This is a genomic window from Vannielia litorea, from assembly GCF_900142295.1.
GTDB classification, from domain to species: domain Bacteria; phylum Pseudomonadota; class Alphaproteobacteria; order Rhodobacterales; family Rhodobacteraceae; genus Vannielia; species Vannielia litorea.
The window spans coordinates 917,271-938,205 of the sequence record NZ_FSRL01000001.1; the positions used below are offsets into that span (position 1 = coordinate 917,271).

21 protein-coding genes and 1 pseudogene are annotated in these 20,935 nt (G+C 68.6%); 13 read left to right on the forward strand and 9 right to left on the reverse strand.

All coding sequences use genetic code 11. From position 1 onward, the window contains the following. The first annotated feature begins 68 nt into the window (after positions 1-68). From aptA to BUR94_RS04715, 9 genes are all read left to right on the forward strand, one after another. Entirely contained in the window at positions 69-1,388 is a 1,320-nt protein-coding gene (gene aptA, locus BUR94_RS04680; protein WP_074255072.1) for an omega-aminotransferase AptA, read from the forward strand. Positions 1,389-1,490: 102 nt separating this feature from the next. Further along, entirely contained in the window at positions 1,491-2,162 is a 672-nt protein-coding gene (locus tag BUR94_RS04685) for an HAD family hydrolase (protein ID WP_074255073.1), read from the forward strand. Positions 2,163-2,174: 12 nt separating this feature from the next. Continuing rightward, positions 2,175-3,131: a sugar-binding transcriptional regulator gene (locus tag BUR94_RS04690; protein ID WP_074255074.1), complete on the forward strand. Its 957-nt coding sequence runs from the start codon at positions 2,175-2,177 to the stop codon at positions 3,129-3,131. 163 nt (positions 3,132-3,294) lie between these two features. Further along, positions 3,295-4,599 (forward strand): ABC transporter substrate-binding protein, encoded by a 1,305-nt coding sequence (locus BUR94_RS04695; RefSeq protein ID WP_074255075.1) that lies wholly within the window; start codon positions 3,295-3,297, stop codon positions 4,597-4,599. Positions 4,600-4,894: 295 nt separating this feature from the next. Further along, positions 4,895-5,761 (forward strand): carbohydrate ABC transporter permease, encoded by an 867-nt coding sequence (locus tag BUR94_RS04700; RefSeq protein WP_074255076.1) that lies wholly within the window; start codon positions 4,895-4,897, stop codon positions 5,759-5,761. Positions 5,762-5,776: 15 nt separating this feature from the next. Then, complete coding sequence (locus BUR94_RS04705) at positions 5,777-6,607, forward strand: carbohydrate ABC transporter permease (RefSeq protein WP_074255077.1); 831 nt, start codon at positions 5,777-5,779, stop codon at positions 6,605-6,607. A 12-nt stretch (positions 6,608-6,619) separates the two neighbouring features. Beyond that, positions 6,620-7,633, forward strand: a complete 1,014-nt coding sequence (locus BUR94_RS04710) for an ABC transporter ATP-binding protein (protein WP_074255078.1) — start codon at positions 6,620-6,622, stop codon at positions 7,631-7,633. Continuing rightward, the gene (locus BUR94_RS20405) at positions 7,630-7,815 is read left to right on the forward strand and encodes a hypothetical protein (protein WP_139301221.1); all 186 of its coding nucleotides are present in this window, start codon (positions 7,630-7,632) and stop codon (positions 7,813-7,815) included. The genes BUR94_RS04710 and BUR94_RS20405 overlap by 4 nt, the downstream gene beginning before the upstream one ends. Beyond that, a complete protein-coding gene (locus BUR94_RS04715) occupies positions 7,815-9,284 on the forward strand; it encodes a mannitol dehydrogenase family protein (RefSeq protein WP_074255079.1) in 1,470 nt (489 codons plus the stop codon). Before BUR94_RS20405 ends, BUR94_RS04715 begins: the two co-directional genes overlap by 1 nt. Here the strand turns inward: BUR94_RS04715 and BUR94_RS04720 are convergent. From BUR94_RS04720 to BUR94_RS04730, 3 genes are read right to left on the reverse strand one after another with little or no spacing between them, the layout of a single operon-like run. Next, positions 9,281-10,309 carry an ABC transporter substrate-binding protein gene (locus BUR94_RS04720; RefSeq protein WP_074255080.1) on the reverse strand — a complete coding sequence of 343 codons (1,029 nt, stop codon included), beginning with the start codon at positions 10,307-10,309 and terminating at the stop codon, positions 9,281-9,283. The two genes, BUR94_RS04715 and BUR94_RS04720, sit on opposite strands and share 4 nt — an antisense overlap. Further along, the gene (locus BUR94_RS04725; protein WP_074255081.1) at positions 10,306-11,709 is read right to left on the reverse strand and encodes a sensor histidine kinase; all 1,404 of its coding nucleotides are present in this window, start codon (positions 11,707-11,709) and stop codon (positions 10,306-10,308) included. Before BUR94_RS04725 ends, BUR94_RS04720 begins: the two co-directional genes overlap by 4 nt. Then, entirely contained in the window at positions 11,702-12,373 is a 672-nt protein-coding gene (locus BUR94_RS04730) for a response regulator transcription factor (protein WP_074255082.1), read from the reverse strand. The genes BUR94_RS04725 and BUR94_RS04730 overlap by 8 nt, the downstream gene beginning before the upstream one ends. Before the next feature lie 158 nt (positions 12,374-12,531). On the opposite strand from BUR94_RS04730, the gene BUR94_RS04735 reads away from it, so the two are divergent. The 3 genes and pseudogenes from BUR94_RS04735 (at position 12,532) to BUR94_RS04745 (ending at position 15,680) form a co-directional block, all read left to right on the forward strand. Continuing rightward, positions 12,532-13,524 (forward strand): Bug family tripartite tricarboxylate transporter substrate binding protein, encoded by a 993-nt coding sequence (locus BUR94_RS04735; RefSeq protein ID WP_074255083.1) that lies wholly within the window; start codon positions 12,532-12,534, stop codon positions 13,522-13,524. Between the two features lie 68 nt (positions 13,525-13,592). Continuing rightward, positions 13,593-14,015 (forward strand): annotated as a pseudogene (locus BUR94_RS04740) (tripartite tricarboxylate transporter TctB family protein); the annotation flags it as partial. A 129-nt stretch (positions 14,016-14,144) separates the two neighbouring features. Continuing rightward, positions 14,145-15,680, forward strand: coding sequence for a tripartite tricarboxylate transporter permease (locus BUR94_RS04745; protein WP_074255084.1), 1,536 nt, complete (start codon positions 14,145-14,147; stop codon positions 15,678-15,680). A 47-nt stretch (positions 15,681-15,727) separates the two neighbouring features. Here the strand turns inward: BUR94_RS04745 and BUR94_RS04750 are convergent, their stop codons facing one another. From BUR94_RS04750 to BUR94_RS04775, 6 genes are all read right to left on the reverse strand, one after another. Further along, positions 15,728-17,407, reverse strand: a complete 1,680-nt coding sequence (locus tag BUR94_RS04750) for a hypothetical protein (RefSeq protein ID WP_074255085.1) — start codon at positions 17,405-17,407, stop codon at positions 15,728-15,730. Further along, positions 17,404-17,817, reverse strand: coding sequence for a biopolymer transporter ExbD (locus tag BUR94_RS04755; RefSeq protein ID WP_074255086.1), 414 nt, complete (start codon positions 17,815-17,817; stop codon positions 17,404-17,406). Before BUR94_RS04755 ends, BUR94_RS04750 begins: the two co-directional genes overlap by 4 nt. Before the next feature lie 52 nt (positions 17,818-17,869). After that, on the reverse strand, positions 17,870-18,412 hold the full coding sequence (locus tag BUR94_RS04760) for an ExbD/TolR family protein (protein WP_074255087.1): 543 nt from the start codon (positions 18,410-18,412) through the stop codon (positions 17,870-17,872). A gap of 10 nt (positions 18,413-18,422) precedes the next feature. After that, complete coding sequence (locus BUR94_RS04765) at positions 18,423-19,073, reverse strand: MotA/TolQ/ExbB proton channel family protein (RefSeq protein WP_084192919.1); 651 nt, start codon at positions 19,071-19,073, stop codon at positions 18,423-18,425. Positions 19,074-19,107: 34 nt separating this feature from the next. Then, the gene (locus tag BUR94_RS04770) at positions 19,108-19,530 is read right to left on the reverse strand and encodes a hypothetical protein (RefSeq protein ID WP_074255088.1); all 423 of its coding nucleotides are present in this window, start codon (positions 19,528-19,530) and stop codon (positions 19,108-19,110) included. Positions 19,531-19,733: 203 nt separating this feature from the next. After that, entirely contained in the window at positions 19,734-20,252 is a 519-nt protein-coding gene (locus BUR94_RS04775) for a hypothetical protein (protein WP_074255089.1), read from the reverse strand. 112 nt (positions 20,253-20,364) lie between these two features. Here BUR94_RS04775 and BUR94_RS04780 point away from each other — a divergent pair, with 112 nt between their 5' ends. Continuing rightward, on the forward strand, positions 20,365-20,799 hold the full coding sequence (locus tag BUR94_RS04780) for a DUF1036 domain-containing protein (protein WP_074255090.1): 435 nt from the start codon (positions 20,365-20,367) through the stop codon (positions 20,797-20,799). The last annotated feature ends 136 nt before the right edge of the window (positions 20,800-20,935 follow it).

Genomic DNA, 20,935 nt, shown 5'->3' on the forward strand with positions numbered 1-20,935 from the left:
GCCGGGGTTGACCTTGCCGGGGCGCGGGAGCAGGCTCGCCGCGCAATTCGCAGCCATCGGAGACCGCCATGAACGTCCAGTCCCCCAACGATCTCAGAGCCTTCTGGATGCCCTTCACGGCGAACCGCCAGTTCAAGCAGAACCCTCGGATGTTCGTCGCCGCGAAGGACATGCATTACACCACTGCCGATGGCCGCGAGGTGCTCGACGGAACGGCGGGGCTGTGGTGCTGCAACGCGGGCCACGCGCGGCCCAGGATCGTGGAGGCGGTGCAGGCGCAGGTGGCCGAGCTGGACTATGCCCCCGCCTTCCAGATGGGCCATCCCAAGGCCTTCGAACTGGCCAACCGGCTGGTCGACATGGCGCCCGAAGGCATGGACCACGTGTTCTACACCAACTCCGGCTCCGAGAGCGTGGAAACCGCGCTGAAGATCGCCCTGGCCTATCACCGGGCGCGGGGCGAGGGGCAACGCACCCGCCTGATCGGGCGCGAGCGCGGCTATCACGGCGTGAATTTCGGCGGCATCTCGGTGGGCGGGATCGTGAACAACCGCAAGTTCTTCGGCTCCCTGCTTGCCGGCGTCGACCACCTGCCGCACACCCACCTGCCCGAGAAGAACAGCTATTCGCGCGGCGAGCCCGAGCATGGCGCCGAGCTGGCCGACGACCTGGAGCGCCTCGTGGCGCTGCACGGCCCCGAGACCATCGCCGCCGTGATCGTCGAGCCGATGGCCGGCTCGACGGGCGTGATCCTGCCGCCGAAGGGCTACCTGGAGAAGCTGCGGGCGATCACCCGCAAGCACGGCATCCTGCTCATCTTCGACGAGGTCATCACCGGCTTCGGTCGCCTCGGTGCGCCCTTCGGCGCCGATTACTTCGGCGTGACGCCCGACATGATGACCACCGCCAAGGGCATCACCAACGGGGTTGTGCCGATGGGCGCGGTGTTCTGCTCCGGCGCGATCCATGATGCCTTCATGCAGGGCCCCGAGAACGCCATCGAGCTGTTCCACGGCTATACCTACTCGGGCAACCCGCTGGCCGCCGCCGCGGGGCTCGCCACGCTGGAGACCTACCGCGAGGAGGGGCTCTTCGACCGCGCCGCCGAGCTGGCGCCCTATTTCGAAGACATGCTGCACGGGCTGAAGGGGCTGCCCCACGTGATGGATATCCGCAACCTCGGGCTTGTCGGCGCGGTGGAGCTGGAGCCCGTGGCGGGCGCGCCGACCAAGCGGGCCTTCGAGGCCTTCCTGGCGGCCTACGAGGAGGGCGTGCTCATTCGCACCACGGGCGACATCATCGCCCTCTCGCCGCCGCTGATCATCGAGAAAGGCCAGATCGACCGGATCGGCGAGGTGCTGTCCAAGGTGCTCAGGGCGCTGCCGTAACGTTGATCCGGGCGCATCGCCATAATCGGGTCTGACCCGAGGATCCGCCGGCCAGAGATCCTCGGGTCGAGCCCGAGGATGGCGGCCTGACACGGAGACCCCATGAACCACATCGAGCTGGTGATCTTCGATTGCGACGGGGTGCTCGCCGACAGCGAGGTCATCTCGGCGCGCGTGCTGGTGGAGGCGCTGGCGCATCACGGGCTCACCGTGACCCCCGAGCACGTCTACCGCAACTTCGTGGGCCAGAGCTTCCCCAAGGTGGCCGACAAGATCCGCCGCGACTTCGACCTCGACCTGCCGCCGAGCTTCGAGGCGGCGTATCGCGGGCGGCTTGTGGAGGAGTTCGCCGCCGGCCTCAAACCCACCGTCGGGGTGCATGACATGCTGGCCCAGCTCGGCTGTCGCTCCTGCGTGGCCACATCCTCCTCGCCGCCGCGGGTGGCCCGCACGCTCTCGCTCCTGGGCCTGACCGACCGGTTCGAGCGGGTGTTCACCGCCTCCGAGGTCAGCGCCGGAAAGCCCGCGCCAGACATCTTTCTCCATGCCGCCGAGTGCCTGAACGCAAAGCCGGAAACCTGCCTGGTGATCGAAGACAGCAAGGCCGGCCTGATGGCGGCGCAGGCGGCGGGCATGGAGGTCTGGCGCTACACCGGCGGCGCCCATTTTGCCGGGTTCTCCGCCGCCGAGATCGACACGCCGCCCGGTCTTCCTGCCTTTGACAACTGGTCTGCTTTCTATCAAATGGCGCCCGAGTTGAGAAAAGACACCTGACAAGGAGGGCGGATGGCACGCGCCACGGGCGAAACGGCAAGGCTCGATGATGCCGCCCGCGCGGGCTGGCTCTACTACGTGGCCGGCAACACGCAGGACGAGATCGCCCGCAAGCTGGGGGTGAGCCGCCAGTCGGCGCAACGCCTGGTCAGCCTCGCTGTGTCGGAAAAGCTGGTGAAGTTCCGGCTCGACCACCCGATCGCCCGCTGCATGGATCTCGCCGCCGCCCTGACCGAACGGTTCGACCTGCAATTCTGCGACGTGGTGCCGACCGATCCGGCGGCGCCCGAGCTGGCCACCGGCGTGGCCGCCGCGGGGGCGGCGGAGATGGAGCGCTGGCTGCGCGACCCCGAGCCGCGGGTGATCGGGCTGGGGACCGGGCGGATGCTGCGGGCCTGCGTCGAGCAGCTCCCGCGCATGGATTGCCCCCAGCATCACCTCGTCTCCCTCGTCGGCAACATGAGCCCCGACGGCTCGGCCACCGCCTACAACGTGGTCGTCCGGCTGGCCGAGAAGGTCGGCGCGCCGCACAACCCGATGCCGCTCATCGCCGTGGTGCGCTGTGCCGACGACCTCAAGCTGATGCACGCGCAGGAGCCGGTGGAGAACACGCTGGCGCTGGCCGCGCGGGCCGATGTGACCTTCGTCGGCATCGGCCATATCGACGCGACCTCGCCGCTCGCCGTCGACGGCTTCATCAGCCCCTCCGAGAGTGCCGAGCTGATCGAGAAGGGCGCGGTCGGCGAGATGGTGGCCTGGGCCTTCGACGCCGAAGGCCGCCAGATCGAGGGGCTGACCAACGCCCGCGTTTCCTCTGCCCCGCTCGAACCGGGCACCGCGCGGCGGGTCTGCGGTCTGGCGCTGGGCCATGCCAAGCAAAGGGCGATTCTGGGCGCCTTGCGCGGAAAACTGATCAACGCGCTCATCACCGACGAGGCGACGGCCGAGGCCGTGCTCGCCCTGGCCTGATCGCCAACCCCCTGCCAGATCACGAAAATTTGCGCACCCGCCAGCGGGGTCGTGCCTCTTCTTTGCACCTGCAGGACGAGGGGATTGACAAATTGGCGTCGAATAGGTGAGTATTTGCCCACTACGATAGCATTTGCCCACTACGGGCTCTGGGAGGACATCAATGACTTGCACCCTTCGCGCTCTTCTGGGCGCAACGGCCCTTTGCGCGGCCGGCTCCATCGCCACTGCCGAAACCCTGACGATCGCCACCGTGAACAACGGCGACATGATCCGGATGCAGGGGCTGACCGCGGACTTCACCGAGAAGACCGGCCACGAGGTGGAATGGGTCACGCTGGAAGAGAACGTTCTGCGCCAGCGCGTTACCACCGACATTTCCACCAAGGGTGGTCAGTTCGACATCATGACCATCGGCATGTACGAGACCCCGATCTGGGGCGCCCAGGGCTGGCTCGTGCCGCTCGACGATCTCTCCGCCGAATATGACGTGGATGACATCCTGCCCGCCATGGCGGGGGGCCTCTCGGTCGATGGCACGCTCTATGCTGCGCCGTTCTATGGCGAGAGCTCGATGGTGATGTACCGCACCGACCTCATCGAAGCCGCCGGCCTCGAGATGCCCGACGCGCCGACCTGGGACTTCATCAAGGAAGCCGCCGCGGCGATGACCGACAAGGACGCCGAGGTCTATGGCATCTGCCTGCGCGGCAAGGCCGGCTGGGGCGAGAACATGGCCTTTCTCACCGCCATGTCCAACTCCTTCGGCGCCCGCTGGTTCGACGAAGAGTGGAACGCGCAGTTCGACAGCGACGCCTGGAAGACGACCCTCACCTTCTACCTCGACCTGATGAACAACTACGGCCCTCCCGGTGCAGCCAACAACGGCTTCAACGAGAACCTGGCGCTGTTCCAGCAAGGCAAGTGCGGCATGTGGATCGACGCCACCGTGGCGGCCTCCTTCGTGACCAACCCCGATGACAGCACCGTGGCCGACAAGGTCGGCTTCGCACTGGCACCCGACAACGGCCTCGGCCCGCGCGGCAACTGGCTCTGGGCCTGGGCCCTGGCCATCCCGGCCGGCTCGCAGAAGGTGGATGCCGCCAAGCAGTTCGTCGAGTGGGCGACCTCCAAGGAGTACATCGAGCTGGTCGCGGCCAACGAAGGCTGGGCCAACGTGCCCCCGGGTGCCCGCACCTCGCTCTATGAGAACCCCGAGTACCAGAAGGTGCCCTTTGCCAAGATGACGCTCGAAAGCATCAACTCGGCCAACCCGACCCAGCCGACCGTGGACCCGGTTCCCTATGTGGGTGTCCAGTTCGCCGCGATCCCCGAGTTCGCCGGCATCGCCACCCAGGTGGGTCAGGAGTTCTCGGCGGCGCTGGCCGGCCAGCAGTCGGCGGATGATGCGCTGGCCAAGGCTCAGGACCTCGTGAACGAGGAAATGGAAGCCGCAGGCTACAAGTAAGCCTCGGCGGAGGGCGGGCCGGGCCGCGCAAGGCCCGGTCGAACCGGTAACGAGTGCCCTGTTTCAAGGCCCGTTCACCCCGTCCTCCATCCAAAAGAGCGGGTTCTCCCGCGCGCGCCGGGTGCCATCTCCCAGAGGGGTGCCCGGCCACCTTCTCCGGCCCGAGCAGGACCTTCTGATCCGGCCCGGGCCCTTCGGGAGACAGGCTCTCCCGCACGCGAAACGATCCGATCGTCAATGCCGCCGCCGGCATGGCCACAGGGCCACGGGAGCGGCACCCCAGGAGGAGACACCCATGGCGACCCAGCATTCCCGCTCCGCCGCAAGGTTGATGAACGCCCCCGCTGTCTTCGTGCTGCTGGTCTGGATGCTCATCCCGCTCTGCATGACGCTCTACTTCTCCTTCACCGATTACCGCCCGCTGCGCGGCGTGTTCGACTGCTGCGTGGGCTTCGAGAATTACGGCCGCTTCCTCGGCTCCTCGGCCTTCATCGACTCGGTGCTGACGACCCTGTTGATGGTCGGCGGCATCCTGGTCGTCACGGTGGTCGGCGGCGTGCTGCTGGCGCTCCTGCTTGACCAGCCGATGTGGGGGCAGGGGATCGTGCGGATCCTCGTCATCGCGCCCTTCTTCGTCATGCCCACCGTCTCGGCGCTGGTCTGGAAGAACATGTTCATGAACCCGGTCAACGGGCTCTTCGCCTACCTGTGGAAGTTCTTCGGGGCGACGCCGATAGACTGGCTCTCCGAGATGCCGCTGTTCTCGATCGTCTGGATCGTCAGCTGGCAATGGCTGCCCTTCGCCACGCTCATCCTGCTCACCGCCGTGCAGTCGCTCAGCTCCGAGCAGCTCGAGGCCGCCGAGATGGACGGGGCCAGCGCGCTCAGCCGCTTCTACCATATCATCCTGCCGCACCTGGGCCGGGCGATCACCGTGGTGATCCTGATCCAGACGATCTTCCTGCTGTCGATCTTCGCGGAGATCTTCGTCACCACCAACGGCGCCTTCGGGACCCGGACGCTCACCTACCTGGTCTACCAGCGTGTGCTGGAAAGCCAGAACATCGGGCTGGGCTCTGCGGGGGGTATCCTCGCCGTGATCCTCGCCAACATCGTCGCGATCTTCCTGATGCGGATCGTCGGCAAGAACCTGGACAACTGAGGGAGGGCTGAGCACATGGCACGCGCCGTCACGACACAACGCAAGGTCATTACCACCGCCGCGGCATGGATCATCGGCCTGGCGATCTTCTTCCCGATCCTCTGGACCGTCCTGACCAGCTTCAAGACCGAGGCCCAGGCGATCGCCGATCCGCCGATCTGGTTCGGCTTCGACTGGACGCTGGAAAACTACGAGGTGGTGCAGGAGCGCTCCAACTACCTCCGCTTCCTGATGAACTCGGTGATCATCGCCGTGGGCTCCACGGTTCTCGGCCTGCTCATCGCGATCCCCTCGGCCTGGTCGATGGCCTTCGTGCCCGGCAAGCGCACCAAGGACGTGCTGATGTGGATGCTCTCCACCAAGATGCTTCCGGCCGTCGGCGTGCTCTTTCCGATCGTGCTGATCGCGCGGTTCCTCAACCTCTACGACACGCACATCCTGCTGATCGTGGTGCTGATGCTGATGAACCTGCCGATCATCATCTGGATGCTCTACACCTACTTCAAGGAGATCCCGGTCGACATTCTCGAGGCCGCGCGGATGGACGGCGCTTCGCTGAAGTCCGAGATCATCTACGTGCTGACGCCGATGGCGCTGCCCGGCATCGCCTCGACCATGCTGCTCAACATCATCCTGGCGTGGAACGAGGCGTTCTGGACCTTGAACCTCACCACCACGAAGGCCGCACCGCTCACCGCCTTCATCGCCAGCTATTCCAGCCCCGAGGGCCTGTTCTACGCCAAGCTCAGCGCGGCTTCGACCATGGCCATCGCGCCCATCCTCATCATGGGATGGTTCAGCCAGAAGCAACTCGTGCGCGGCCTCACCTTCGGCGCCGTCAAGTAAAGGAACGTAATCATGGGACGCATTACTCTGGACAAGGTCGCCAAGAGCTTCGGCGAGGTCAACGTGATCCCGCCGCTGGATCTGACCATCGAAGACGGCGAGTTCGTGGTCTTCGTCGGCCCCTCGGGCTGCGGCAAATCCACCCTGTTGCGGCTGATCGCCGGGCTCGAAGACGTGTCGGGCGGCCAGATCCGCATCGACAGCAAGGACGCCACCCACACGCCGCCCGCCAAGCGCGGCCTGGCGATGGTGTTCCAGTCCTACGCGCTCTATCCGCACATGTCGGTGCGCAAGAACATCGCCTTTCCGATGAAGATGGCAGGCGTGGACCAGGCCGAGCAGGACCGGCGCATCGACTATGCCGCCAAGGTGCTCAACCTCTCCGACTACCTCGACCGGCGCCCGGGCCAGCTCTCGGGCGGGCAGCGCCAGCGGGTCGCCATCGGCCGGGCCATCGTGCGCGAGCCCGCGGCCTTCCTCTTCGACGAGCCGCTCTCCAACCTCGACGCGGCGCTCCGGGTGAACATGCGGCTCGAAATCTCCGAGCTGCACAACAACCTGAAGACCACGATGATCTACGTCACCCACGACCAGGTCGAGGCCATGACCATGGCCGACAAGATCGTGGTGCTGCACGCCGGGGTCATCGAGCAGGTCGGCTCCCCGCTCGAGCTTTACCAGAGCCCGCGCAACCTCTTCGTCGCGGGTTTCATCGGCTCGCCCAAGATGAACTTCTTCGCCGGTGCCGAAGCCGCCAAACATGACGCCGTCACCATCGGCGTGCGGCCCGAGCACCTCGACGTGAGCACCTCGGAAGGCCTGTGGAAGGGCACCGTCGGCGTGGCCGAGCACCTCGGCTCCGACACCTTCCTCTACATCCACCCCGAGGGCGTGGAGACCGTGGACGACACCATCACCGTGCGCGTCGACGGCGAGATGGCCCTGCGCCACGGCGACAGCGTCTGGCTGACCCCGCAGGACGGCAAGATGCACCGTTTCGACGGCGCCGGTCTGCGCATCGGATGAACGGCCTTTCGGGCAATCGCAGCACGATCCCCGGGGCAGCACCCCGGGCGATCGGGCGGCGCCTCGCTCACCGCGTCATCGCGCAAAAGGCGACGCCGGCGATTGCCGAAAGGGACAAGGCGCAGGCCGATCACATCGCCGCGCAGAGCCAAAACGTGGACGGCGGGAATTGGATAAGTTGATGGCCGTAACTCTTTCGAACGACACCCTCAAGGCACTTCCCGGGGGCGTTGCCGTCCCGGAGTATGACCGCGCGGGCCTCACTCCCGGCATCCTGCACATCGGTGTCGGCAACTTTCATCGCGCTCATATGGCCTGGTATCTCGACCGGCTCTTCGCGCAGGGCGAGGGCCATGACTGGGCCATCGTCGGCGCCGGCATCAAGCCGTTCGACGCCGCCCGCCGCGATGCGCTGGCCGCGCAGGACTGGCTCACCACGGTGGTCGAACTGGATCCGGCGGCCCTCACCGCCCGCGTGACCGGCGCCATGGTGGACTTCTGCGAGATCGACGGCGCGGCGCTGGTGGCACGGCTCACCGACCCCGCCATCCGCATCGTTTCCCTGACCGTCACCGAGGGCGGATACTTCGTGGATGCCGAGACAGGCGGCTTTGACAAATCGAACATCGAGATCGCCGCAGATGCCGCCGACCCCGATAGCCCCAAAACGGTATTTGGTCTGCTCGTCAAAGGCTTGAAGGCCAGACATGATGCAGGCCTGCCACCCTTCACCGTGATGTCTTGCGACAACCTGCCTGAAAACGGCCATGTCGCCAAGGCCGCCGTGGTGGGCATGGCCGAGCTGATCGACCCCGCGCTGGCCGGGTGGATCTCGGCCAATGTCGCCTTTCCCTGCGGCATGGTCGACTGCATCACCCCCGCCACCGGCCCGCGCGAGATCGCGCTGGTGAAGGAGCGCTTCGGGGTGGATGACAAGGCCCCCGTGGTCTGCGAACCCTTCCGCCAATGGGTGCTGGAAGACACCTTCCCCCAGGGCCGCCCCGCGCTCGAAAAGGTCGGCGTCGAGTTCGTGCCCGACGTGGCCCCCTACGAGACGATGAAACTGCGCATCCTCAACGCGGGCCACGCCGCCATCGCCTATCCTTCCGCGCTGCTGGGGCATCATTTCGTGCATGAGGGCATGCAGGATCCGGACGTGGCGGCCTGGCTCAAGGCGCTGATGCGCGCCGAGGTGATCCCCGTGCTGCCCGAGATCGGCGGCGTGGACTTCGACGCCTACCTCGAGAAATCCGCCGAGCGCTTCGCCAATCCCGAGATCGGCGACACCATCGCCCGGCTCTGCCTCGACGGCTCCAACCGGCAGCCCAAGTTCGTGCTTCCCACCGCCCGCGAGGCGCTGGAGGCGGGCTCCGCGATCCAGGGCCTGGCGCTCGAGGTCGCCCTCTGGTGCCGCTACTGCATCGAGACGACGACCGGCAGGATCACGCTGGAAGACGAGCGCGCCGAAGCGCTTCAGGCCGCCGCCCTCAGGGCGCAGACCGACCCTTCCGCCTTCCTCGGCCTCACCGATATCTTCGGCCGCCTCGGCGAAGTCCCGCGGTTCGTCGAGGCCTTCGCCGCCGGGCTCGCGGATCTCGATGAGAAAGGCGTGCGCCCGGTGTTGCAGGAGTATGTCGCGGCCCAGGGCTAGGGCAGGGGCGCCCGGCTGAAGCTGTCGGACCAGAACTGAAGCAGCAGCTCCCGCCGGCCCGGATCGCGGGCGACCAGCAGCACCGGCGAGAGCGGGATGAACCGCCGTGCCGAGCTGGCCAGCCCGGTCTGGTCGGAGTCCATGTCGGTCACCAGCCCCGCGCCCGCCAGCAGCGCCTGCCCCTCGGGGCCGAGCAGGAAGTCGAGCAGCCGCGACGCCGCCGCCCGCTCGCCCGCGCCCTTGGGAATCATGTAGCCCCGCGACAGCACCAGCGTGTAGTCCTCCGGCAGGATCATCCCCACCTGCGGCGCGCCCGCGCTTGCCACGTAGGAGCCCAGCACGTTGTAGGCGATCAGGTAGCGCCCCTCCGCCACGCCCGAGATGATCTCGGCCGAGCAGCAGGTGGCCACCGCCTCGACCCGGCTGAAACTCTCCAGCAGCGCGCCGAAGGTGGTGGCCTCGAGGCTGTCGGAATAGGCAAAGAGATAGCCCAGCCCGCTCTCGGCAATGTCGTAGGTGGCGATCCGGTTGCGGTGGAGCTCGGGCCGCGCCCGCAACGCATCGAGCAGGGCAAACCGCGAGCGCGGCACGTCTGCCGCGTCCAGAAGCTCGGTGTTGTAGGCAATCACCGCCGGTTCGGTGGTGACGCCCCAGAGCTCGTCGCGCCAGCGCCGCGAGCCGGGCAGCGCCTCGGTCAGCTCCGAGCTGTAGGGCAGGGCGCAGGCGGCATTGACCAGCCAGACCATCTGCTGCACCGCCGAGGACAGCACCGCATCCGCCTGTCCCTGGCCCGCCGCGCAGTCATCCCGGCTCAGCTCGAAGAGGTCGTTCGAGCCCCATTGCTCGTAGCGGATCGCCAGCTCGGGGTTGAGCGCGGCAAAGCGCTCCATCACCGGCCGGATGATGGCGATGTCGGTGGTGGAGCGCATCACGAACTCGGTCTCCCCCGCGCCGAAGGTCGCCGTTGCCTCCTGCGCGGCGAGCGGGCCGGGCAGGAGCGCGAGGGCCAGCAGCAGCGCCTTCATGCCTCCTCCTCCGCCTGGTCAGCGGGCAGCACCAGCGCGGCACGGAAGCCCGCGGCGGTCCGTTCCATCTCGACCGTGCCGCCAAAGGCGCTCGCCACCTTGGCCACGATCGAAAGCCCGATCCCCGTGCCCTGTTCGTGGCTGTCGGCGGTGCGGTTGAACCGGTCGCCCAGCCGGGCGATCACCCCGGCATCCGGCCCCGTGCCGCTGTCCTCCACCCAGAGCACCGCGCGGTCGCCCTCGCGCGTGGCCCCGATCGCCACCGGCGGCCGCCCGTGCCTGAGGGCATTGCCCAGAAGGTTCTGCGCCGCCTCCTGGAGCGAAAACGCATCGGCCCGCACCAGCACCGGTACATCCCCGATCTCCAGCCGCAGCTCCGCCTCGGGGGCCAGCACCGCGTGGTCGTCGCGCTCCATCACCTCCAGCGCCACCTCGCGCAGGTCGACGCGGGTGCGCGGCACGCTGTCGGTCCGGTGCACCACCAGCGCGCGGCTCAGGAGCTGGTCGAGCAGGGTGCGCAGCGAGCGGGTGCGGGCGAGCAGGCGGGCGAGGGCGCGGCGGCGCGCCTCCTCGTCCACCTCCTGCACCGCGCTCTCGCTGTGCACCTGGATCGCGGCCACCGGCGTGCGCAGCTGGTGCGCGGTGTCCGAGATCAGCCGGCGCATCGCGTCGACCTGGCCGTCGAGCCGCCCCATGAACCGGTTCATCGCGCCCAGCATGACACCCAGCTCGCGGGGCAGGGTGTCGGCGGGCATCGGCGTCAGGTCGTAGGGGTCGCGGCTGGAGAGATCGGCCACGAGCGCATCGAGCGGGCGCAGGGCGGAGCGGACGACGAGCGCGGCAAACAGGGTCAGCATCAGGCCCGCGGCGGCCATCGGCAGCAGCGCGTCGAGCATGAGTGCGGTGGTCATGGCGCTGCGGGCGCGCAGGGTCTGGCCCACCACCACATCGACCGAGCCGGCGAAGTCGCGCTCCACGAAGGCGCGCGTAACCAGCACGAACCGCGCCGCCTCGCCGTCGAGCGCGGCATCGAAGAAGCGGGCTTCCGCCCCGCCGCGCTCGGGCGGCGCAACCGAAAGCGCGGCCCCGAGGCCGGTGATCAGCGCCCCGTCCGGCCCCAGCACGGCGTAATAGACCCGGTCGTCGGGCGCCTGCGCGAGCAGCTCGAAGGCCGATACCGGCAGGTCCACGAGCGGCCGGCCCTGCTGGATGCGGATCGACTCGGCGATGTCGCTCGCCGCGCCGAAGAGGATGCGGTCATAGCCCTGCCGCGCGGCGGCCCGTGTGTTCCACCAGATCGAGCCCGCCACCAGCAGCCCGCCCACCAGCAGGATCGCCAGCACAGTGCCCAGCACCCGGGAGGTCAGGCTGGGGCGTCTGGGAGGCCGCGGCTCAGCCATCCAGCCCGATCCGGTAGCCCACGCCGCGCTGGGTGGTGATGCTCACGCCCGAGCCCGCCACCTTCTTGCGCAGCCGGGCGATGTAGAGCTCGATCGCGTTCACCCCCACGTCGGCATCCTCGAAGCCGTAGAGCGAGTCGTAGAGCCGTGCCTTCGACAGGTACTGCCCCGCATGGCGGATCAGCATGTCGAGCAGGGCGGCCTCGCGGCGGGTGAGGTCGAGCTGGGCGCCGTCGAGCCGGGCCGAGCGGTCGCGCGGGGCGTAGCTCAGCGGCCCGAGGGTGATGGTCTCTTCCTTGCGGTCGGCCTCGCGGCGCACGAGGGCGCGCAGCCGGGCCTCCAGTTCGCGCTGGTCGAAGGGCTTGCCGAGGTAGTCGTCGGCACCCTGGTCGAGCGCGGCGATGCGGTCCTCCACCGAGGAGAGGGCGGTGAGCATGAGCACCGGCACGCGGTCGGCCTCGGCCCGCACCTCCCGCAGGAGCGCCAGCCCCGAGCCGTCGGGCAGGTTGATGTCGAGGATCATCGCGTCGTAGCGCTGCACCGCGCGGCAGTCGCGCGCGTCCTCCAGCGTGGGCGCGAGATCGCAGACGATGCCCGAGCGCGCCAGATGGGCCACGACCCCCTCGGCCAGGTCGCCCGCATCCTCCACCATCAGTATCCGCATCCGGCTCCCCCTTCCGCCAAACTGTCGCGGTGACAGGTTGGTGACAGGAACAACGGTTACACATCCTCAACCCGCAGGGAAAGAACCGCCAGGTTCGCGCTGCGGGGCACAGGACCGGCGCGTGGGAGTGCGCCGGCCAGGACCTGAGGAGGATCTTTATGAAAACGTCTTTCATCCGCGCGGCGCTCGCCGTGGCGGCTCTTGGTGTCGCCGGTACGGCCCATGCCGAGAGCCATGGCTTCATGCCCGAGAACCCCGAGTGCATCGCCCCCGCCAACCCGGGCGGCGGCTGGGACTTCACCTGCCGGCAGGTCGGCAAGTCGCTTCAGGACATCGGCCTGATCGACAAGACCATGCAGGTCGTCAACCTCGCCGGTGGCGGCGGTGGCGTGGCCTATGCCGAGGTGGTCAACAAGCGCAACGACAGCAATGACCTGATCGTTGCCGCCTCGACCGCAACCGCCACCCGCCTGGCCCAGGGCGCCTATCCGGGCAACACGATGGACCAGGTCCGCTGGCTCGCCTCCGTGGGCGCCGACTACGGCGTGATCGCCGTGGCCGCCGACAGCGAGATCACCACGCTGCCGCAGCTGCTCGACGCCATCAAGACCGACCCGGGCTCGATCTCCGTGGCCGGCGGCTCCGCCGTGGGCGGCTGGGATCACCTCAAGGTGCTGATCGCGGCCAACGCCTATGGCATCGAGGATGTGCGCTCGGTCAAGTACATCGCCTTCGACGGCGGCGGCGAGGCCGTGACCCAGCTGCTGGCCGGCTCCGTGCAGGCCTTCACCGGCGACATCTCCGAGGCCAAGGGCTTCGTGGACTCCGGCGACATCAAGGTGATCGCGGTTCTCTCGCCCGAGCGTCTGGGCGGCGAGTTCGCCGACTTCCCGACCGCCCGCGAGCAGGGCGTGGAAGCCATCGGCGCCAACTGGCGCGGGTTCTATGCCCCCGGCGGCATGTCCGACGAGGCCTATGACGCCTGGGTTGCCGCCATCGGCACCCTCTACGCCTCCGACGAGTGGAAGGCGATCATGGAGACCAACGGCCTTGCCCCGCTCGACCTGCAGGGCGCCGAGTTCGAGCAGTTCGTGGCCGAGTCGGTCGCGCAGATCGAATCGATCTCCAGGGAAATCGGCATCATCAAGTGATGCCGTCCGGGCGGCGGGGCCTGTCCCTGCCGCCCGGTCTCACGTTTCAAGACATCGGGGGACAAGCCATGAGCGACCGTATATTCGGCGGGTTTGGCGTGCTGCTGGCGATCTTCTACGCCTGGGCCGCGCTTCAGACCGAGGAGAGTTTTCTGAGCGATGCGGTAGGGCCAAAGGCCTTTCCGGTGATCATCGCCGTCATCCTGGGGCTGGCCTCTGCGGTCATCGCGCTCCGCCCCGACCCGGAGCCCGTCTGGCCGCCCCTCACACGGCTGGCCGAGATCGGCGCCGCCGCGGTGGTCATGATCCTCTACGCGCAGTTCCTGCCCGAGGCGGGCTTCATCATCGCAACCGCGCTGGCGGCCACCTATCTCACCTGGCGGCTCGGCTCGCCGGTGATCCAGTCGGTGCTGATCGGCGCGCTGACGGCGCTCGGCATCTACATCATCTTTCACGCGGTGCTGGGCCTCTCGCTCGCCCGTGGCCCGCTCGACCCCTTCGTCGATGCGGTGGTGGACCCGGTGCTCTCGGGCATCGGCAAATTCTTTGCGCTGTTCGGCGGAGGGGCTGAAGAGATCGCCCCCGAGGCCACCGGCGCCACGGGCGCAGGAGACTGAACCATGGACCTCTGGGCAAACCTCTATTCCGGCTTCGAGATCGCACTGACCTGGCAGAACCTCGGTCTCGCGCTTCTGGGCTGCTTTCTCGGCACCATCATGGGCGCGCTGCCGGGCCTCGGCCCCTCCAACGGCGTGGCCATCCTGATCCCGCTGGCCTTCACCCTCGGGCTCGACGCGACCTCCTCGCTGATCCTGCTCACCTCGGTCTACTACGGCGCCATGTACGGCGGGCGGATCTCTTCGATCCTGCTGAACATCCCCGGCGACGAGCCCGCGATGATGACCTGTCTCGACGGCTACCCGATGGCCCGCAAGGGGCAGGCGGGCGAGGCGCTTGCGCTCTCCGGCATCGCCAGCTTCGTCGGCGCATTTCTCGCCACCTGGGGGCTGATCCTTCTGGCGCCCCAGCTGGTGAAACTGGCGCTGCTCTTCGGCCCGGCCGAGTACTTCGCCCTCTTCGCGCTGGCCTTCGCCACGCTGGGCGGGGTCTCCTCGACCAACCAGGCCAAATCGGCCTTCGCCGCCATGCTCGGTCTCGGCCTCGCCATGGTCGGGGTCGACACGCAGACCGGCGTGCCGCGCCTCACCTTCGGCGAGGTGCACCTCTATGACGGCCTCGATTTCCTCGTCGCCATTGTCGGCCTCTTCGCGCTCTCGGAGGTCTTCGTCTTTCTCGAGCACCGCCACGGCAACGCGGATGCCGAGGAGAGCAAGGTCAAGGTCGGCCGCCTTGTGCCGCCGCTGAAGATGATCACCAGCACCATCCCCACCATGCTGCGCACCTCCTTCCTGGGCTTCCTGGCGGGCGTGCTGCCCGGCGCGGGTGCCTCGCTGGGCAGCTTCATCAGCTACTCGATGGAGAAGAAGCTGGTCGACAAGCAAGGCACCTTCGGCACCGGCGACCCGCGCGGCGTGGCCGCTCCCGAGGCGGGCAACAACGCCGCCGCCGGTGGCGCGCTGGTGCCCATGCTGGCGCTCGGCGTGCCAGGATCGGGCACCACCGCCGTGCTGCTCGCGGTGCTGCTGTCGCTCAACATCACCCCCGGCCCGCTGCTCTTCCAGAACAACCCCGACGTGGTCTGGGGCCTTATCGCCGCCCTCTTCATCGGCAACCTGATGCTGCTGGCGATGAACATCCCCATGGTGGGCCTCTTCACCCGCGTCCTGCTGATCCCGCCGCGCATCCTGATGCCGGTGGTGGCCATGGTCAGCTTTGTCGGGATCTACGGCATCTCCGGCTCCAGCTTCGACCTGCTGGTGATGATCGCCTTCGGCGTGGCCGGCTGGCTGCTGCGCAAGCTCGACGTGCCGCTGGTGCCGGTGATCCTCGGCACGCTCTTGGGCAACACCATGGAGAACAACCTGCGCCGCGCGGTCACCATCGACAACGGCAACTGGTGGACCCTGATCGACAGCCCGCTGGCGATCACCCTCTGGGCCATCGCCATCGCCGGCTTCATCCTGCCGATCTTCGTCGGCAAGATCGTGAAGGCGCGGATGGTGCGGCGCGACGAAGAGGGCTCCCTGTCGGACTGAGGCAAGGCCCCGATCCTCGGGTCAGGCCCCGGCATCACGCCGCGCCCTCACTCCACCGAGAAGGCCACCATCGAGAGGTCCGGGGAGATCCCCCGGGCCTCGAGTTCTTTCGCAAGCGCCGCGAAGAAGGCCGAAGCCTCCGCGCCGTTCTCCGCCGTAACCACGTCGAGCCGCGCGGGCGTGCCCACCGCCAGCAGGAGCTGCTGGGTCACCACCGGCCCGGCGGTCAGGTTCATCGGGATCGAAAAGCGCGCCCCCTCGCGGGTGAACTGCAAAAACCCGTCGAGCGCCTGCACCGTGCCCTCGTCGTCGATAAGAAGAAAATGCACCACCTGTCCCGAGACGTTGAGGATGCGCCCCTCGAGGTAGTCGCCCGAGGCGATCACCCGGTCGCTCATGTCGAAATAGAGGTTGAAGGCCGGGTAGGCCCGCGCCTCGCGGATGAAGACGAGCGCGGCGCATTGGGCCTCGCTCACCGGCTTGAGGAAGGTGTTGGGGATCTCGCCGGTCTGCGCCTCCATCCCGGCCCGAAAGCCGTCGAGCGAGGCCGAAGTCGGGCCGAAGGCATCGAGGGTGAGCTGGGCGGTCTCCTCTCCCAGCGCCGGCAGGGCGGCAAAGCAGGGGCCGCCGTCATAGGTCTTGAGGTAGTCGAGAATCGCAGTGTAGCGGGTCCGGTCGGCCTCGGAGATGTCGCTCTCGGGGGCGGGCGCAGCAAGCCCGCCCTCGGTGCCCGGGCCGGGCAGCTCGCTCTCGCGCTCGGGCGGCGGCGGGGCGGCGGCGACATCCTCCACAGGCTCCGCATCGGGGGCGGTGGGGGCAAGGCGCTCGGGCTCCATGCCCTCGGGAAGGGCCGGCGCGGCGGCCACCCGCTCGGGCGGGGCGGAGGCGGCGGCCACGGTATCGGCGGGCGGGGCCTCGCTCCCCTCGGGCGCAGGTGCGGCGGCAGGCTCGGGCGCGGCGGCCACCTGCACCCCTCCGGTCTCGCGCACGGCCTCCTGCGCCTCCACCTCCGCCTCGGCCCTGAGCCGCTCGCGGCCCTCGTCCTGCCCGGCAACCACCCGGTCGTCGGACACCCGCGCCGTCGCGGTCTCGGGCACCTCCTCGGGCGCGCGCGCGGCGCTGGCCACCTCGGCGCGGCTGGCCTCCTCGGTCACTACCGGCGCGGCGGTGATCCGCGCGGGCGTGGCCTCGCGCGCCTGCTGCACCTCCTCGGCACGGGCCGCCTGCGCGGTATCGGCCCGCGCGGCGGGGGCCGCGCCCGACTGAGCCGCCACCGGCGCACCGGTGATCCGGGTCACGCCTTCGCTCACCGGCTCGGCGGCGGCAGGGGCCGGGGGCGCAGCGGGCGCGGCCGCGACCCGCTCGGTCGGCGCCGGGGTGACCGGCGCGGCCACCGGGTCGGCCCGCTCGGGCGCCGCGGCCACCGTGGCGGGCTCCTGCGGGGCAGGGGGGGCGGGCTCGGGCGGCGCGGGAGCTTCGGCGGCGGCCACCGCCTCGGCCTCGGCCACCGTCGGCTGCGCCGCCTGCGTCGCCATCTCTATCATCTCCACCGTTACTTCGGTCTCCACCGGGGCGTCCTGCGGCGCAGGGTCCGGCATCCGCTCGCTGGCCCAGGTGAAGGCGGCGAGATGGGCGGCCACGGCCAGCAGGAGCGCCGCGGCCCAGAGCACCGTCTCGGTCTGCGCGCGCGGCTCGATGTAGCGCACCGGGCTCTCGGCGTAGCTCATGGCCCGCCCGCCTTCAGCGTCACCAGCTTCACGGTGCGGCCCGCCGGCAGCAGCACCTGCATCGCCCGCAGCAGCCGATCGGCGGCCATGTCGCGCGGGGCGAGAATGTAGACCGCGTTGGGCTGACCCTCGGGCGGCGGCGCGCGCAGCGCCTCCACCACCGCGGCCTCGCCCAGGGGCGCACCATCGAGCGACCAGTTGCCCTCGCCGTCGATCAGCAGCAGCGGGCGCGGCAAGCGCTCCAGCGGCAGCTCGGTGGTCTCCGCCAGGTCGACGGCCAGCTCGTCGGTCTCCACGATCGTGCCGACCACCAGGAAGAAGAGCACCAGCAGCAGCACGATGTTCACCTGCGCCAGCCCGAAATCGGGGCGGCGGCGATGGCGCTGGGCGGCGAGCCGGGAGGCAAGCATCAGCGGGCCCCCCGTGCGGGCGGCCGGTCGCGCGGATCGGCGGCCGCGCCCCTCACAGCCCCGGCTTTCCGATGAGCCGCAGCCTGGCCACCTCGCCCACCCGGATCGCCTCGATCACCGTGGCCACGTCCTGCGTGGTGGCGACGGGCGTGGTGAACAGCAGGATCTCCTCCAGCCCGCGCTCCTTCAGCGCCGGGATCAGCTGCGGCAGCGCGTCGAGCGGCAGCACGGCGGACCCCGCCCGCAATTCGCCCCGCCCGACATGCCAGATGACGATGCTCGAGGCCCCGCCGCCCGGCGCGCTGTCGGGCGCGGCGCTCTTGCCGGCGGGGGCGGCAGGTGTGCCCAGCGTGATCAGCGAATAGGGCGCAAGCGAGGTCGAGAGCATGAAGAAGATCAGCAGCTGGAACATCACGTCGGCCAGCGGGGTGAGGGCAAAGGGCGCCTTCCGGTCGCCGCGGGTGTCGGGCAGGTAGACATCGCCGGGGCGGCTGCCCGAGCTGCCGATGGCGGTCGCTCCGCCCGCGTGGCCCGCCCCGCCCGAGAGCCCGGTGGCATGGGGCATCGGCCCGCCGATGACCGTCTTGCCCGCCACTCCCCCCGCCTCAGACGATCGTCTTGCCCGGCCGGGTCTCCACCCGCCCGTGCAACACGGTCGATATCAGGCGCTCCAGCGTCTCGCGCTCGCGGGCGATGCGGCCCTCGAGCCAGAGCGAGATGAAATAGAAGAAGATCGCGATGGCAAGGCCCGCCGCCGTGGTGATGAGCGCGGTCCAGATCCCGCCTGCCAGAACGCTTGGGTCCACCGCCCCCTCGGCGCGGGAGAGCCTGCCGAAGGCCTCGATCATGCCCACCACGGTGCCCAGCAGCCCCAGCATCGGCGCCGCCTGAACCACTGCCTCCAGCGCGTTCATCCGCCGGCCCATCAGCGCCAGCTCGTCGAGCGCGGTCTGGGTGGCGAGTTCGCGGGCAAAGTCGCGGTCGCCGGGGTTGGAGCGCAGCGCCGAGAGCGCGGCAAAGAGCACCCGCACGGCGGAGGTGTTGCGCTTTTCGGCCAGGGCCAGCGCGCCGTCGCCATCGCCGCGCAGGTATTTTTCAACGATCTGGCCGGGCAGCCGGCGCCGGCCCACGCCCAGCCGCATGAACTGGAAAACCTTGAACAGCGCCACGGTGAGCGCCACCAGCGAGGCCCCCGCGAGAACCGCCAGAATAGCCCAGGCGTAGCCGTTCAGCCCTTCAGGCAAGTAGGCGTCCATTCGCCCCTCCCGTTACACGGGTCCGAGGCGGCGCTCAAAGCCCGAACTGGATTTCGGCGCGCGACGAGGTGGTGAGCCCGCTCATGCAGTCGGGGCTGGCCCCGCCGGCGCCCACGCATTCGCTGACCGAGTTGACCAGAAGCCGCGAGATGTTCGAACAGGCCATGTCGGCGAGGTCGAACTGCACCACCTTGGTCTTGTCGGCCTGAAGCTGCCCGAACTCCAGGATCAGCAGGCGCGAAACCACGCCGTCCTGGTCGAAGACAGCCACCTCGTAGGAGGCCTTCTCAAGCCCCTCGCCGGTGTTGTTGGTCGCCACATAGGTCAGGCGGCAGCCTTCGCCGACATCGCGGGCGGCGTTGAGTTCGAGGCCAAAGTTGCCCGCCTGCGCAAAGGCCGGAAGGCCGGTGCCAGCCGCCAGGGCGGCGGCGAGAAGCGTGGTCGAAAAGGTTTTCATTACAGGCACGTCGCGCCTCCCCGTTGCGATGAGTTCTTGTGGGCAAAGTGCTAACACGCGGCTTCGTCTGCGCAAAGCCTTCGGTTGCGAAATTCGCGCGACGGCGGGCAGGGCGGGCCCGAAGATGCCGCGCCCCCAACGTCAAAGGGCCCGGCGTGCGCTTGGCGCAGCCGGGCCCTCGAAGGCTCAGGATGTGGCCGGGGTCAGCGGAACTCGCCGACGCTCCAGATCGCGCCTGTCTTGATCTTCGAGCCGCCGCGCGGGCTCTTCGTGCGGGTCCGCACGATCACCTGCTTGCCGGTCTCGGGCCGGGTCGTGACGGTGGTGCCGAGGTCGGCCGCGGCCAGCAGGTCGGGGCGCGGCAGCGGCGGGGTGATCCGCTCGCCGTCGTTGCCGCCGCCATTGCTGTCCGAGGGCGCGCGGTCGGCCACGCGGTCGTCCTGACGGGTGCTGTCGTCGATCTGCTGATCTTCCCGCGCCACGATCTCTTCGGACTCGCGCATTTCGCTCAGCGAGGCCGACGTTTCCTTCGCCATGTCGCCGGTGGATCCGAGGAACTCGGAGGCGGCGTCATCGGAGGAGGAGATGCGGTCCAGCTTCGACAGGCCCGGGATGGCGGGGGCCATCACGTGGAACTTGGCGATCTGGGCGGAGGCGGGGGCGACAAGAACCATCGACACGGCTGCGGCGGCCATCATCGGCTTTACGAACTTCACAGTCATGGTTTCTCTCCAGCGTTGTTGCCAGACTACTCTCTCACGCGATTGTTTTCAATCTGCGGCCCAAAAGTGGCGATTTCTTGCCCATCCTCCAAAAAGCGGCTTAAGTCGCGCCATGTCGCGCAGATTGTTATCGAGAAACGCCGCCTTCATTGCCGTTGCCTGCGCCGCAACCCTCGTCGGATCGGGCCGCGCGGAGGCCGAATTTGCCGTCTGCAACCAGAGTTTCGATGTCATCAACGTGGCGATCGGGCAGCTTGTTGACAGCCAGTTCCAGACCGAGGGCTGGTGGACCATCGGCACCAACCAATGCGCCAATGTCATCAAGGAAGAGCTCTCCAACCGCTACATCTATGTCTACGCCACCGACGTCTTCGGCCAGCCGATTCTGGATGGCTCGGTTTCCATGTGCATCGGCGCCAAGGCCTTCGAGATCGAGGGGATCGAAAGCTGCTGGGAGCGCGGCCACCGCGCCGCGATGTTCCACGAGGTCGATACCCAGGCCACCGTGCGCTGGACTCTCTTCATCACTCCGCCGGGCGGCGGCTGACCGGCGGGAGGGGTTGAATTGACCCGGCGGAAATCACATCTTGTTGAAGACAAAGATTTGAACGGCTCAGGGTCGCATTTTCGAACCCCTTCCGTTACAGTGATACACAAGTTTTTTGACCCAGAGATGATTGGCG

What these genes read in the sequence shown, in the direction of transcription:
- aptA (WP_074255072.1), top strand. Translation starts at nt 69, where the DNA reads ATGAACGTCCAGTCCCCCAACGATCTCAGAGCCTTCTGGATGCCCTTC.
- BUR94_RS04770 (WP_074255088.1), bottom strand. Translation starts at nt 19,530, where the DNA reads ATGAAAACCTTTTCGACCACGCTTCTCGCCGCCGCCCTGGCGGCTGGC.
- BUR94_RS04750 (WP_074255085.1), bottom strand. Translation starts at nt 17,407, where the DNA reads ATGAGCTACGCCGAGAGCCCGGTGCGCTACATCGAGCCGCGCGCGCAG.
- BUR94_RS04735 (WP_074255083.1), top strand. Translation starts at nt 12,532, where the DNA reads ATGAAAACGTCTTTCATCCGCGCGGCGCTCGCCGTGGCGGCTCTTGGT.
- BUR94_RS04715 (WP_074255079.1), top strand. Translation starts at nt 7,815, where the DNA reads ATGGCCGTAACTCTTTCGAACGACACCCTCAAGGCACTTCCCGGGGGC.
- BUR94_RS04695 (WP_074255075.1), top strand. Translation starts at nt 3,295, where the DNA reads ATGACTTGCACCCTTCGCGCTCTTCTGGGCGCAACGGCCCTTTGCGCG.
- BUR94_RS04780 (WP_074255090.1), top strand. Translation starts at nt 20,365, where the DNA reads ATGTCGCGCAGATTGTTATCGAGAAACGCCGCCTTCATTGCCGTTGCC.
- BUR94_RS04745 (WP_074255084.1), top strand. Translation starts at nt 14,145, where the DNA reads ATGGACCTCTGGGCAAACCTCTATTCCGGCTTCGAGATCGCACTGACC.
- BUR94_RS04700 (WP_074255076.1), top strand. Translation starts at nt 4,895, where the DNA reads ATGGCGACCCAGCATTCCCGCTCCGCCGCAAGGTTGATGAACGCCCCC.
- BUR94_RS04705 (WP_074255077.1), top strand. Translation starts at nt 5,777, where the DNA reads ATGGCACGCGCCGTCACGACACAACGCAAGGTCATTACCACCGCCGCG.
- BUR94_RS04775 (WP_074255089.1), bottom strand. Translation starts at nt 20,252, where the DNA reads ATGACTGTGAAGTTCGTAAAGCCGATGATGGCCGCCGCAGCCGTGTCG.
- BUR94_RS04730 (WP_074255082.1), bottom strand. Translation starts at nt 12,373, where the DNA reads ATGCGGATACTGATGGTGGAGGATGCGGGCGACCTGGCCGAGGGGGTC.
- BUR94_RS04725 (WP_074255081.1), bottom strand. Translation starts at nt 11,709, where the DNA reads ATGGCTGAGCCGCGGCCTCCCAGACGCCCCAGCCTGACCTCCCGGGTG.
- BUR94_RS04685 (WP_074255073.1), top strand. Translation starts at nt 1,491, where the DNA reads ATGAACCACATCGAGCTGGTGATCTTCGATTGCGACGGGGTGCTCGCC.
- BUR94_RS04690 (WP_074255074.1), top strand. Translation starts at nt 2,175, where the DNA reads ATGGCACGCGCCACGGGCGAAACGGCAAGGCTCGATGATGCCGCCCGC.
- BUR94_RS04720 (WP_074255080.1), bottom strand. Translation starts at nt 10,309, where the DNA reads ATGAAGGCGCTGCTGCTGGCCCTCGCGCTCCTGCCCGGCCCGCTCGCC.
- BUR94_RS20405 (WP_139301221.1), top strand. Translation starts at nt 7,630, where the DNA reads ATGAACGGCCTTTCGGGCAATCGCAGCACGATCCCCGGGGCAGCACCC.
- BUR94_RS04710 (WP_074255078.1), top strand. Translation starts at nt 6,620, where the DNA reads ATGGGACGCATTACTCTGGACAAGGTCGCCAAGAGCTTCGGCGAGGTC.
- BUR94_RS04755 (WP_074255086.1), bottom strand. Translation starts at nt 17,817, where the DNA reads ATGCTTGCCTCCCGGCTCGCCGCCCAGCGCCATCGCCGCCGCCCCGAT.
- BUR94_RS04765 (WP_084192919.1), bottom strand. Translation starts at nt 19,073, where the DNA reads ATGGACGCCTACTTGCCTGAAGGGCTGAACGGCTACGCCTGGGCTATT.